The organism is Psychrobacter sp. H27, from assembly GCF_059072655.1.
Genome location: NZ_JCACRX010000001.1, coordinates 1,009,535 through 1,024,137, shown reverse-complemented (window position 1 = coordinate 1,024,137; position 14,603 = coordinate 1,009,535). Strand labels below are relative to the sequence as shown.

Sequence of the window (14,603 nt, the reverse complement as noted above, 5' to 3'; positions counted from 1 at the left end):
GGATTATCATCTGGCTGGCTATAGCTATTGTGTACTGCTAAAGTAATTTCAGATATGGCAGTCGATACTGCTTCTGGATATATAAAATTTTGGTTATTGTCAATCTTTTTAATGATTTCTGTTAATGCTTTCAGATTAAGCCCACGCTCTTCATGATTATTCTCAGCATTCTCAGTCATAAAACACCCTCAGAAGGTCGCTTGTAATAAGTTTGTTCATTTATCTTTATAAGCTGACAAAATGTAGTAATAGCAAAAATATTTTTGCCAAATAATTTTTGGTTTATCTCTTGATCCAAGATCTCGTTTAGCTGCGTGTAAATGAGCTTGATATCTATTTTTTTATTGTATTTTGCGATGAGATCAATAAGCTCGTAAAAACTGATGTCAAAATTAAACTGTTTCTTTGATATATATTTCACGGCTATTTCTTCTCTTAATACATCAAAATCAATATAAGGGCTTTTTGCCATATGAAATAGCTCAAAGTTATTGAGCAAGAACCACTTTTCCTCTTTTTTTATAAAGTAGGTAAGTTTTGAACAAGCATTACTCTGCTCAAGTTCGATAGCCTGGCTATTTAGAAGTGGTCTGATATGGCAGGTATAAATATCAAACAGACTAATAGTTTCTGGATATACAAGCACATTGATTGTTTGTAGCTTAGCGATCGATAGTGATTTCACATCTTTCCCATTAAGATATCGAGTTGATGACTTGGTCGTTGACCTCCACTAACAATTTACGAGGATTAGCAAACAATTGAAAGCCAATTCATGAGGTTTTGAGACAGAATGTCAAATTAAGCGACAGCTAATGACGTCTTGCTATGGTTTTAAACTTTTAGATAGAATCTACAATGATCTTATCTGAAGTATGTTAGAAGTTTAGCTAGAGTTTATAGATGTATGAATGGATGAGATAACTAGAAAAGTAGTTTAGAGTGATAGCTTGGGGTGGACAGTGGAGACAAAGCAGAATACTACTTGAAAGGTAGAGAGTAGATATTGGGCATAGATCTATATGTACGTAAATAACCATCTGGTAGGTAGGATAAATACCACTTCGAGTAGAACTTTATGATGAAGACGCGCAGACTGCTCGTATGTTTCTAATCCACCTATGCGGTGGTGAAGTTTTATTTTGATGAGTGCCACAAGCTAGAATGTTTCTAAGTTACCTATGCGGTTAAGAAGGGCGTTATAGATCGTTTAAACGCAATCATACATTTCTAAGTCACCTATGCGGTGAGGAAGTAAAGAACATCTTGAACACCATTGACGACAGTTTTCTAAGTCACCTATGCGGTGAGGAAGACGCATACGTGTCATCATGACAGCTAAACCTATTTCTAAGTCACCTATGCGGTGAGGAAGTTAATCACGGGCGATATGCCTGATAAGTTTAATTTCTAAGTCACCTATGCGGTGAGGAAGAAGCAGCCAGACACGGTACATACGCTTTGGAATTTCTAAGTCACCTATGCGGTGAGGAAGCGGTCTGGAATAGCTTAATGGATTTTATCAGATTTCTAAGTCACCTATGCGGTGAGGAAGCATTCAAAGTCGCAAACTACAAAGACAATAAGTTTCTAAGTCACCTATGCGGTGAGGAAGTTAAGCCCGGTATTTGGTTACAGCTCAAGTGCTTTCTAAGGCACCTATGCGGTGAGGAAGGGTCCCAACCAAAGTTCATGCCTTTGATTTGCTTTCTAAGTCACCTATGCGGTGAGGAAGATCCCAGCAGGTGCTTTCTCAGGTTATCTAATTTTCTAAGTCACCTATGCGGTGAGGAAGAAGCAGCCAGACACGGTACATACGCTTTGGAATTTCTAAGTCACCTATGCGGTGAGGAAGCGGTCTGGAATAGCTTAATGGATTTTATCAGATTTCTAAGTCACCTATGCGGTGAGGAAGCGTATTCGTCTGTATAGCCACTCTCAGTCATCTTTCTAAGTCACCTATGCGGTGAGGAAGCAGCTATCGATCCAACAACAGCTATTCGCGTATTTCTAAGTCACCTATGCGGTGAGGAAGACTGTGTTTGATGCAATGAGCTACAGCTTACCTTTCTAAGTCACCTATGCGGTGAGGAAGTCTTGCTGTGTAAATTGCGAGCCAAATAATAATTTCTAAGTCACCTATGCGGTGAGGAAGTATGGCGGTGTTGGTGTCGGTGATGACGGCATTTTCTAAGTCACCTATGCGGTGAGGAAGGACACAGGGCGCGTACTACAAGCAAGCGCAGATTTCTAAGTCACCTATGCGGTGAGGAAGATAGACAGTCAGCGTTAAGCGCTCTTCAGCACTTTCTAAGTCACCTATGCGGTGAGGAAGATGCTACGCAAAACGCTGGCGTTGACTTATCGTTTCTAAGTCACCTATGCGGTGAGGAAGAGGTAGCATTAAGTCAGCGACGGCTATAGCAGTTTCTAAGTCACCTATGCGGTGAGGAAGCATTCCGCGATGTGCCCGAAGCGAATACACAATTTCTAAGTCACCTATGCGGTGAGGAAGAATATTTCTAACTCAGCATCAGTTTTCTGAGTTTTCTAAGTCACCTATGCGGTGAGGAAGCCTGCCCAGCAATTAAACTGGTCGCAAATATGTTTCTAAGTCACCTATGCGGTGAGGAAGTCCCAGCAGTGACCGTCACTTTATTATAGTAATTTCTAAGTCACCTATGCGGTGAGGAAGATTTGATGTTAGGTCAAGGCGAGGCGTTATTTTTTCTAAGTCACCTATGCGGTGAGGAAGCTGTTGACCGTGACGACATCCCTGCAACGACATTTCTAAGTCACCTATGCGGTGAGGAAGACTTCTACTACGGTAAAGATAGAGGTCAAATTTTTCTAAGTCACCTATGCGGTGAGGAAGCGCCTAGCCCACCCATCCCAAAATCATTTTGATTTCTAAGTCACCTATGCGGTGAGGAAGACTTCGGTATCGGCGTGCAAACATGCTGGATGTTTCTAAGTCACCTATGCGGTGAGGAAGACAATCATAAAGTAACAATTCAATTTGATGTATTTCTAAGTCACCTATGCGGTGAGGAAGATCATGCCAGCCTCGTCTATTTCTGGCACGATTTTCTAAGTCACCTATGCGGTGAGGAAGCATGTCGTTGCTGTCATCGTCATATCGCAAGTTTTCTAAGTCACCTATGCGGTGAGGAAGACCGTGACGTAAAAGTAAAGTTAGCAGCATGGTTTCTAAGTCACCTATGCGGTGAGGAAGTATTCATATCAAAAAACGGTTCATATACCATGTTTCTAAGTCACCTATGCGGTGAGGAAGTGGTACGTATGCCGAGCAATACGTTAGCAAGTTTTCTAAGTCACCTATGCGGTGAGGAAGCACGGTGCTGCCTTTGCATGGGTGTACAAGTGTTTCTAAGTCACCTATGCGGTGAGGAAGAGGTAGAAAGCCTTGATGCCAGAGAACTCCTTTTTCTAAGTCACCTATGCGGTGAGGAAGTTGTAGACCACGACGGCTCAAAGTTGCTACTCTTTCTAAGTCACCTATGCGGTGAGGAAGTACTTAGCGGCTTGCACAGCCGCCGCGTTAGGTTTCTAAGTCACCTATGCGGTGAGGAAGACATCATGATGGGCGGTAACATGTGGACTAATTTTCTAAGTCACCTATGCGGTGAGGAAGCAAAACTTTAGCTCATCATTTGCAGCAGCAATTTTCTAAGTCACCTATGCGGTGAGGAAGTTTTGCGCTTCCTCAGCTTTCCATGCTGCCAATTTCTAAGTCACCTATGCGGTGAGGAAGCCTAATTTTAGATAATAAAAAACCCCAATTAATTTCTAAGTCACCTATGCGGTGAGGAAGTGTTTTTAAACCTGCTGGTTTTCTGGTAACTATTTCTAAGTCACCTATGCGGTGAGGAAGTATCTTAGACGTAGAGCAAGGGTCTGATGAATTTTCTAAGTCACCTATGCGGTGAGGAAGGCCTGTCTGGTTTGCGTTGTCTGCAATGACTGTTTCTAAGTCACCTATGCGGTGAGGAAGAGCTAAACTGGAGTGGTCGAATATACGTTAAATTTCTAAGTCACCTATGCGGTGAGGAAGAAATCTACAATTCTAGCGAGCTAAACTGGAGTTTTCTAAGTCACCTATGCGGTGAGGAAGGTTTAAAGACGCTTATAGCAATAACCCAGCATTTTCTAAGTCACCTATGCGGTGAGGAAGCAGCAGCACTCGTGAAATTACTAAACACCACTTTTCTAAGTCACCTATGCGGTGAGGAAGTGACTCAGAATGATTATAAGTAATAGCTTACATTTCTAAGTCACCTATGCGGTGAGGAAGTTCAGACACAGCTTCACGATGGGCATACCAGTTTTCTAAGTCACCTATGCGGTGAGGAAGCTCTGATGGCAATTCATCCCCATCATCATCGCTTTCTAAGTCACCTATGCGGTGAGGAAGTTGTATTTATGCAAGAGTTTATCCACTTGGAATTTCTAAGTCACCTATGCGGTGAGGAAGTTGGCATAAATGTCCAAACGCACTTGTAGATATTTCTAAGTCACCTATGCGGTGAGGAAGACCCATCAACGACGACCTCAGTGCGATATTGCTTTTCTAAGTCACCTATGCGGTGAGGAAGGTGCTGACGCGGCTATCACACAGTTAATCCAATTTCTAAGTCACCTATGCGGTGAGGAAGATGTGAGTTATCGAACGGCTGAAAAGGTGCTCTTTCTAAGTCACCTATGCGGTGAGGAAGGCACCAAGCTCGATACCGCATTGACATTTCATTTTCTAAGTCACCTATGCGGTGAGGAAGTTTCTTTAGCTCCAAAAAAAGCCCCATTAAGGTTTCTAAGTCACCTATGCGGTGAGGAAGGTAGATTCATTTGTACACGGTCTGGCATTGATTTTCTAAGTCACCTATGCGGTGAGGAAGCTCTAAACCGCCTTGACCATTTGACACCATTTTTTCTAAGTCACCTATGCGGTGAGGAAGTAGGTGAGGTTATCACTCGTATTTGCGGTAGTTTTCTAAGTCACCTATGCGGTGAGGAAGTGTCCATTGCTGCAACAGCTGCCAATGTACGTTTTCTAAGTCACCTATGCGGTGAGGAAGCCCATCTGACAACTATAGTGAGGCTATCATTATTTCTAAGTCACCTATGCGGTGAGGAAGGACGCTGCTAACAACCTAGCGGCATTGACAGCTTTCTAAGTCACCTATGCGGTGAGGAAGTTTACTGGATTTCATCTGGCGTTAAACTAGATTTTCTAAGTCACCTATGCGGTGAGGAAGATGGTTGGCATGGGTGCGTTAGGCGCAACAATTTTCTAAGTCACCTATGCGGTGAGGAAGACGACAAGCATACAACAGTCTGATTTGGTACTTTTCTAAGTCACCTATGCGGTGAGGAAGAGCCATGATTGATCCCGATGACGGTTTATTATTTTCTAAGTCACCTATGCGGTGAGGAAGGAGGTTTGATGATGACGGAATTAACGCAAACATTTCTAAGTCACCTATGCGGTGAGGAAGGTATGGCACGCAAAGGGTCTAGCACTTTTTACTTTCTAAGTCACCTATGCGGTGAGGAAGGGTTGATTCGCGTTATAAAGAGGCGCTTAAATTTTCTAAGTCACCTATGCGGTGAGGAAGAGGCAGCGTTTGACGAGATATTGGATTACATGTTTCTAAGTCACCTATGCGGTGAGGAAGAGGAATTATATCTCAAAAAACTCAGTTACAATAAGGCGTGGAGAGTGAAATACCCTATATTACCCTCCGTTTTTCGACCTAGTGTAACTAATTGATTTTACTACAATTTTTTAAATAGCTCAAAAAAAGGGTTTTTTTGTCCCAATTTTTGGGTAATTCATCATTACCTTATAAGTAGCTTACCAATGGGGCACAGTAACCTTATCTGCCGCATTGTTAATGCCATAGCTGTTAAACGTCCCTTGAGTTTCGTTATCTGCCATTTCTTGAATGATAGATAATGAGTAGGGTTGATTGTTGCTGATGCTCCTTAAGTTGATATACGGATAGGGTTTGTTATCCTGCTTGTGTTTGGCGCAGTGTATCAGTGCTGCCTCCAGCGTAATGCCTTTGTGCTCAGCGAATGCTTCAGCCTGTTTAAGCACGTTTTTATGGCGGTAGCGTCTGATCACAACGTGCCCTTTGGCTTTGTCGCCAACCTCATTGATGCGCTTCACATGCACATAGTCCGTTAATCGCTCTAGCCATTTATCGAGATCTAGAGTCTCTAAATCCTCTTTACTGGGAGCAAAGACTCGAAGTTTTAGACCAAGCTTGGATGATTTACCCTTTTCGTCATAATGATAATCAGGAAAGCTGACACCGACGGAGTCGATGCCGTGCTCATTTTTCATCTCCGCTAATGCAATATGAAATTGGGTAAATAGTTTGCTCCAGATGAAGTAAGGGGCAATCTCGGGGTCGGGGATTATGGTTATTTCTTGGAAATGGGTCATCTGACTCATAAATTACTCCTTGCCGCTGGCACCGAATACGCCGCCACGGATAAGTACGCTCATGACATAATGCTGCTGGTTTACGTCTGGCGATTCACCTTTTAATACCCAGTTATCAAACAGGCTGTAGAAGTCCATTTTATCTTTAGGTTGGCGAAACGCTGTACCCAAAGTCGTGACCGCACCATAAGGTTCGATAGCGATAGGGAACTCGGCTTCAGGATACCAGTCATCGATAGTGCGAATGGCATTGCTGACTTTTTGAGAGTGCATGCCTGCTTTACCATTAATCTCATACAAGATTTTACTTTTGCTCTTGCCCGTATCGAGTACCAGTTCTTGCGAGGGATAAACTTCTTGACCGTAACCCATTATGGCAGCGGCTTTGACGTATAAAATGATAAAAGCGTCGCCATTTAAACCCTTTTCAATCAGCTTAGTCAATTCATTGATTTTGCTATCGTCTGTATTGAAGTCTTTTAGTGAAATGGACTTTGCATCAAATTCGAAGTCGTGTTTAGTGCCATCAATATCACATTTAACATTAACCTTAATACTTTCAGCGCCTACACGATTGCGCCACAACCAGCGGGCATTGACAATATTACTAGCGTAGCGATGAGCCAACTCATTAACGCCTTGGTTATCCAAATAATCCTGTACCGTTGAGACTAAGGCCTGTTGATAATCTTGGTCGTTACAGACGCTAGGTTTACCGGTGAACGGCAACACCTTACAGCTCCATGTTACAATCAGAGTATCATTGGTTTCATCTAATGAGGCTGAATCTACCGTTTGTAGATTGGCTTTTTGAATCTCGGCATCGAGCTTGGCAGGGTCTTTGGCAATGGCGCTTTTTTGACGGTTGCTAATCGTACCTCTGACAGATTTTTCGTTAATGGTTACAGGACTAATTTTAGCGTTAGCAGTTTGGCTGTCTGTTTGTGCAAAGAAACCATCTGAGATATCAAGGTTACGCTCAAAGGCTAGAACGGATGCAGTCTTTAGGGCTGTTTTTGACATATTATTCTCCATGATTGTAAGAAATTAAAAGTTAATTGAACGGGTTATTGATTAGAACAAAGTAAAATTAAAACTCTCGATTTTGAGTGACTAAATAAAGTGATTCATCAGCATCATAACGGTAACGCCAAAACGCATTAGCAATATCATTATCACCGCCGACACTATTTAGACGCTGCGGATAAACCCACCTACCAAGGCTATATATAGCTTCAACATATTGACTAGGATATTCAGGATTGCGCACGTTTTGCATCATGCCAGCGTCATATAAATCAGAGATACCTTGATAACCTATCGGCATGGGCACTAGCCAGCCGTGTCCGCTTTTACGTGAGGTAGTTAGCCACTTTGTATCGCCGTTTTTTTGGTTTTCAGGAATATGATGTAGTGTACAAACATCTATCAAAGCGTCTATTGGCGTCGCGTCTGGGTTGTCTGCTTGCACCTTATCGATAATCTCAGCAAAGTCGTCCTGCGCATCCATTAACACAAAAGCCGGCAGTAATTGCGCAGTAATAGAGCTGACGTCATCTTTATCAAAGAATTGCACGGGCTCAAACCTTGCCAAGCCCCTTACGCTACCACCAGCCATACGCTGCTGCTGTAGCCACTGCTTGGTTTTTTGCATGGCATAATCTTGCTGCTCATTAGTTAAGGTATCTGTACCTAATATCTCGACTACAAAGGTCATCACCAATCGGCATTTGCCTTCTTCAATTATAGAGGCGGTTTTGCCATCTTTTTTGATGGGATTGCGCGTTTGGTTAAAAGTGTAGTTGTTATAACTATTAGGACGATACATTTGTGGTTGGCAGTCGTGACAAGCAAGCAGTACACCGCCTAAACAGGCATCAGAGAGCAGCTCATCATCTACCATTTTTCGTGACATCGCATGAAAGCTACCCAAAAACCCAGTAATAGCAGGGAAGCCATAAGTCAGCGGACTTGAGATAGTATTCGCTCCTTCAATGACGACCTTTTTAAACATCAAATAGCCAACCACACCAATATTATTGTCATCATCTATGCGGCTCATAAAAATACTCCTTTGCCTGCGCGCTCGTAGCGTTTTTTCATATCCTCAATCTCACGCTCCCATTCCAAATGCTCAGCATCACCAAAGTCGCTAGCTATTTGCTTAAATTCAGCTTGCATTAAGGTATTGAGCCAACGCGCAAAACGGTGAACGATTTGACTATGCCAAGCATCATCTTCTTCACGTTCTGCTTTGAACTCAGCTTCACCATCAAGGTCGGCGCGTTTGGGATCGAGCCAAAGCTTTTCAATTCGGTCAAGCTCATAGTCTTTTGACCAGCCAGCATGTAGAGTAGTGCGGATGTTTTCTGCTGCGGCAAATATCTGATATAACACTTCATCGATAGCTCGTTTGCGCGCGTCTCTGACATCGACAATATTGCGCGTATCTTTAATGGACTTAAAAATATTTTGGATGGCTTCGCGGGCGTTATATTCCATGCTAGTGCTAAAGATACTATTGGCAAATTTGGATAATTTAAAAGCGCGGTCTTGCTTGATGATTGGTGGTAGAGAAGGAAGGAGATAGTTTTTTCCTTTTTGGCTACTCATATGTCTACTTACGCCTTGAGGGTTGCTTCCACCAATGGTTACGGTTGCAATGTTTGAAAGTGTAACGTAAGGAGTTTGATTGGCATTAATCAAAAAACGATTCTTTTTGGCAGTTTTTACCTCGTCAGAATATTTTATTTGCTGTACTTTTTCATAAACACAGTTTGTTAGCGAAGATGGATAAAGAGGTATGATACAAACATAAGAGTTCATCTCTTCATCAATAGGCCACAGAGTTTGTTTATTATATTCACTTGAGCAAGGCTCTGATATTTTTCCTATTAGTAACTCTCTGAATATTTGAAAATAATACTCAGAAAGCTTTTTATCTTTTGATAAGCAATATTTAAAGCTACTACTGTCTTCAATGATGTAATCCATAATCTTCTTATCATCATTTACATCAAAGTCGAAGAATGAAAATAGCGGCAAAGCAGCAGCGTTGCCACTAGCGTCTATTTTATGGCTTAATAATGATTGATGGCCAAGAATATTGCTTGGTAATGAGGCTTTTGAATTAAAATTGATATTGTCTCCTTTTGAGCTGGAGTGAATACCTTTAGAGATATGTGTACCAAAACTAATCTCATTTGCCATTTTATTAGCAGCTCTTTCCATCCAAGTGTCGAGTTCATACTTTTCTTTAAAACCAGCCAAGGTTTCTTTTAACTCTGCAGCCTTTTCATGCTCCTTACTTTCAACGGCTTTGGCGAGCTGCTTTTGTTGAGCTTCTGTTTTTTTATCATATAGGCTTGTAAGGGCAGCTTTTACTGCATTGCTCGCCAGCTCTGAGGGTATATCGTTCAAGATTAGCTCCTTTTATAATTTGCAAAGTTTAGTCGTAATTCGAAGTGTTAAACTGTAATAGTCTCTTTAGATAAGTCTTTATAATTATTCAAAATCATGCTTTATCCGTGCCAATAACTCACTCCCGCACAAAACCAAAAAACTCATGAAACGCCCAGCCGCGACTGTTATTAGCCTTGATCCTATCAAGTGATACCGATGAGTAGGTAATAGCTAACGAACGCAAGCTCTTATCAGGCTGAGCCACTTGTAAGTCCTGCAAGACGTCATTCAATGAAGTGCTTAACCACGGCTTTATTTGCGCGTGCTCAAAATTAAAGTCTAGCGGCTGAATGGTTTTATTATGAATGGTAGATTTAACTAAACCTTTTTCAAATACATCTTCTGCATAGTAAGCATTAAACCCTGTCGTTGGCATATCAGTTTCTTCATCATCATTAACCATGCGCGGAATTAATAACCAATCGTCTTGCGGAGTGCCCGCTCGAAAAGGACTGATTTGCTGTAGATGAGTATGCGTACGATTGGCTGTGGCTTTGCTGTCCCAGTAAGCATTGACATAGTTAAGCTTAGGGTTGTTAAATAGATGCCGCATAACTTGGTGTTCGAGGTCGCTCAGCGTTTCTACTGTTTTATCATGAGCTGCTTTAATTCTAGGTCTGGCATCAACTTGTGCTAATTGTTCTGCTGTCATTAGCTCATTCAAATCGTAGCTTGGTGGTTTAAACAGCGTGGTCTCGAACCCTGGATGGGTAAATATAGGGCGCTTGCCATTAGGATGCTTAAAGTAGCGAATATTGTATTGCAGCAGCAGGATATTTGGCTCATTAGCAACCTTGTCAGGACGATGTCGCCAGACACGCCCAGCCAGCTGGATGATAGAGCGCATAGAGGAGGGTTCTACGATTGCCCAGTCATAATCATGGTCGCGCCCGACTTCTGCGACAGGAGTAGCCAGTACCATAAAGATATGATTTTTATTAGGGTTATTAGCAATGGCTTGCTTAATCTCAGAATGATCAAAAATGCCAACTTTACTATCGCTACGGTCTAAAATTCTATCTAGCTTATTCTCCAAAGCATTGCGCAGTAGTAAAAGCTGCTTAGCGTGATAGCACGCTACATGTATAACCGTGTCATCTGGCACCGTTATGCTGTCTGCTTTAAATAACTGCATAGCGATACTGGTAATGTTGTTAATATTGGCAACGCGAATGAGTCCAATGCTTGCCCGCACATCTTTATCAGCTTGAAGCTTATTATCAGACACTTCATGATACTTATAGTGCAAGCCTATGGCAGCATCAACCAAAGTCTGTGCCAAAGTGCTATAAAACTGCGACGCTTTATCCTTTGTATAGTTAGCTGAAAAAGGCAGTATTTCTGCCTTACGTCTGATAGGTTGCTGGGCTAAATAGCTGGCACGTTTTTCACAAAATTGTTTATGACTGTTTTGAAAGCCATTAACGTCGCTACATTGTTCCGATAGCATCGCTTTGGGCTGTTCATCGAACCATGCGCAAACTACTTTTGGCGTAGGTTTATTCTGACTTTGATTAAATAGTTTGCGCCCCTCCATATAGGCTTCAAACAGTCCTGTCACCAAGTCAGGGGTCAAGGTTGCAGATGAAAGCAGCACTCGCGTACCAAAAAGTCCTGCTAGATGCACTAAACGCGATAGTGCAGGCAAGTCAGCTTGATCAAAGTCATCAGGTTCATCGAGTATTAAGTCACTACTGAGCAGTCGCAGCATGGGGGCAATATATTTACCACCACGTTTGCACTCAGAGGCTTGGATAATATGGTCAACGGTGCAGGTCACGATAGGCGCAAATATTAAATCGCGTGCTTTAGGGCTAGCGATGACCGTATCGAGATTCAGCGACTCATAGTCTTGATAGTCAATGTCGATATCGACGATTTCATCTAACAAATCTTCGCTGGACTCACTACCGAAAGTTTCAGACTCATTATCAGGCTCATCGTCCTTTTTATATTCACCGATAATGTCAGTAATATCACTAGTCTTGTTATCGTATGCCAGCTCAAACAATTTTTTATTGGCGCTACCACCGACTAATATGGCTAACTGGTCACCTGCCAATTTTAAGTTTTTACGAAAGCTTAAACCGGTCTGCAAGGTTAGAATCCGCAGTCCTAAAGCGATAGTAAAGCGCGCTCCTTTTTTTGGGTGAGCTAGAGCGTACATGATACGTGCATTACCGATGGTTTTACCTGCGCCTGTCGATGCCATATTAACTCCAAAAAACCCATGCTCGCGCGTGGCTTCTTGCAAACCATAAGTCATCTTGAAAGCTTGATTCTGCCATTTAAAACGTTCAATCCCAGTAGGTTTAGCTAATGGATCATGATTACGTAGTGTTGGCATTTCACTGGCAATGATAGGAAGTGCACGACAAAAATGTGCTGTAAAGGCACCGACACCTAATAGATGCTCCTCAAGAGATTGCTTAACGGTTGGCGTGCTAGCGGCTCGGTCGGTATTAGCTGCTAAATTTTTAAAGCTGCTATCGACTGTGATACAGCGAGAGTCGTCTTCTTTGAGACTAGAATAATTATGGTCGCCTACCATCAAGCACAACCGTGATATATGCAGTAAGAATGGATCGCTGATGGCTTTTTTATCATCAACCGCTTGCTGGCTTAATTGCATTAAGGTAGGGTCATTTAAGGCTTTTTTAGACCAACGCTTGATATTCTTTTGCCAAGCTGGGCTATTAATGACTAAATGCTCAAATTGCCAAAAGTCCTTTAATTGCGCTTTAGTCATCTCCTCTAACGACTTAGGATTTTTTACCCAATAATCGAACGGCTCAATTTTTCCATAAAACTGATTTAAGTCTCTTTTAATCTCTAACGTATTTTGAGGTAATTGCAAACGTTGAATATCTTTGTAAGGGTAAAAAACCTTTTTGATAGGTGGCAAGCGGTGATGAGTAACAATCAGCCAAGCAACCCACTGTGCTAGGGGCGGCATAGCTTTTATATTGACGACATCTTTATTAGCATTAGATAGTAGATTTTCTATATTGTTATTTTCTAACCATTTATTTAAATTCATTAAATGGTCAAGCCATGCTTCGTCAGTGCTGCAATCGGCAATCATCAGCTCAAACAGTTTTAATGATATCCATTCATGCCGATAAGAGTCGCCTTGTTTACTACCGACAAGGAGTTTCTTTTGAAAACCAATCGTTGATTTACCGATGTCATGCAGTAGCGCAGCAATGGTAGCAATGATTTGGATACTACTGGCATACGTCCAATCATTCTCCCATTCACTGTGTAAGATATTACGCTTAGTACGGTTCACAGGAACCATACCAACCTCATTAAACCGCCGCTTATTACCCACAATCCATACCAACTCCGTCAGCTGACGAGTCTTATTACGATGACAGCTGACCGCCGTAGATTTGGTCGCTGACTTACGCAAGAGCTGCTTAACCGTCTGTAGCCCATCCTCAGTAATAGCCGTCTGCCAAACGTTATCACCAATGCGGTTAGCAAAGGAGTCTAAGATACGCCGTGTACGCTTAAGTGATTTCTTCTCACATTGAGAGACAAAGGTAACAATCATTTTCTACACTTTCCACTTAGTCATCGCCAACTGTTTAACCACCTCAAACTGATAATCCAGCGCTTTGTGCTTGGTAAACATATTGATGCACTCTTGACGAAACTCTTGCTCGCTCATGTTTTCGCTAGCGCAGATAAAGGCGAGGGGTAGCACCAGTGCGTCCTTGATAATATCGGCAATATCGAACACCAAGGCACCGCGCCGTGTCTTACCATGCATCACCGCAAAACCGTGCGGAATGCCAAGCGTCCATGAGGTCGTGGCACCGAGACCGTACGCCAGATAGTTGCCATGATTTAAGAAGCCGTTAGCTTTATCGATACCATCGTGCTCACGGGTAAAGCCATCATAATCCGTATTTTTTGCAGCTAGCTTATACAGTTGCTTGGTCAGGCGGGCTTCCAATTGCAATAAATGCATAACCTCTGTCTGCTTATCGATTTGCTGAATATTATCATTGAGCAGTTTCTGTATCGCATCGATATTGCTGTCAAAACCCCACCGTTTAAGGTCGCTGTCTTTATTCCATACTGCTTGCAGATAAGCAACGCGAGCTATTTGCAACTGCTTGGCTGCAGCAAGGCGTTTATCATCATCCCACCACCAGCTCATCCAACCTTGAATATATTCAGTCGGTCGATACTCGCTTTGCGGAGTCATCCACTCAACATAGACCTCACGCTCTGTGCCCATAAATAACGGCATACCACCACCGCCGCAAAAGCCAACTAACACGCCTGCTTGTGATAGAAGGCGCATCGCCGCTTGAGTAATGGAGGTGCCTGTACCAAGTAGAATGGAGGTAGTGTTAGCGATAGGAATATTATAATAGAGGTTAGCTTTGTCATCTTCAGTGAGATATAACACACGTCCGTTCTTTTGCATGACTCGGCAATGCGATAGGTAGTAGATATTGGCACGTTTGGAGTGCAAAATGGTTTTGAGATCTGAAGAGACAAAGCTATTGTCGGTATAGGCATTATTGGGTTTCGCCATTATAGTTCCGTCTATTAACAGTGATAAAAAATTGAATATGAATTCACTTTAACGAAACTTTGTTGACAAAACAATATTTAAAAGGACATTAGCGACAACAGATGTCGTTAAAGT

Annotated in this window: 7 protein-coding genes and 1 CRISPR repeat array; all 7 genes read right to left on the bottom strand. The window is 42.3% G+C overall.

Going from position 1 to position 14,603, the window contains the following annotated elements; translation table 11 throughout:
- Positions 1-175 precede the first annotated feature (175 nt).
- Positions 176-685 carry a hypothetical protein gene (locus tag AC5JPY_RS04045; RefSeq protein ID WP_493852154.1) on the bottom strand — a complete coding sequence of 170 codons (510 nt, stop codon included), beginning with the start codon at positions 683-685 and terminating at the stop codon, positions 176-178.
- A gap of 422 nt (positions 686-1,107) precedes the next feature.
- Positions 1,108-5,696: direct repeats of the CRISPR family, unit length 28 nt; unit sequence TTTCTAAGTCACCTATGCGGTGAGGAAG.
- Between the two features lie 179 nt (positions 5,697-5,875).
- Positions 5,876-6,481: a type I-F CRISPR-associated endoribonuclease Cas6/Csy4 gene (cas6f, locus tag AC5JPY_RS04040; RefSeq protein WP_493852153.1), complete on the bottom strand. Its 606-nt coding sequence runs from the start codon at positions 6,479-6,481 to the stop codon at positions 5,876-5,878.
- A gap of 3 nt (positions 6,482-6,484) precedes the next feature.
- A complete protein-coding gene (csy3, locus tag AC5JPY_RS04035) occupies positions 6,485-7,495 on the bottom strand; it encodes a type I-F CRISPR-associated protein Csy3 (protein ID WP_493852152.1) in 1,011 nt (336 codons plus the stop codon).
- 67 nt (positions 7,496-7,562) lie between these two features.
- Positions 7,563-8,534, bottom strand: coding sequence for a type I-F CRISPR-associated protein Csy2 (gene csy2, locus AC5JPY_RS04030; protein WP_493852151.1), 972 nt, complete (start codon positions 8,532-8,534; stop codon positions 7,563-7,565).
- A complete protein-coding gene (gene csy1 / locus AC5JPY_RS04025) occupies positions 8,531-9,892 on the bottom strand; it encodes a type I-F CRISPR-associated protein Csy1 (RefSeq protein ID WP_493852150.1) in 1,362 nt (453 codons plus the stop codon). The genes csy2 and csy1 overlap by 4 nt, the downstream gene beginning before the upstream one ends.
- A 118-nt stretch (positions 9,893-10,010) precedes the next feature.
- Entirely contained in the window at positions 10,011-13,493 is a 3,483-nt protein-coding gene (gene cas3f, locus AC5JPY_RS04020) for a type I-F CRISPR-associated helicase Cas3f (protein ID WP_493852149.1), read from the bottom strand.
- A gap of 3 nt (positions 13,494-13,496) precedes the next feature.
- On the bottom strand, positions 13,497-14,489 hold the full coding sequence (gene cas1f, locus AC5JPY_RS04015; RefSeq protein ID WP_493852148.1) for a type I-F CRISPR-associated endonuclease Cas1f: 993 nt from the start codon (positions 14,487-14,489) through the stop codon (positions 13,497-13,499).
- Positions 14,490-14,603 lie beyond the last annotated feature (114 nt).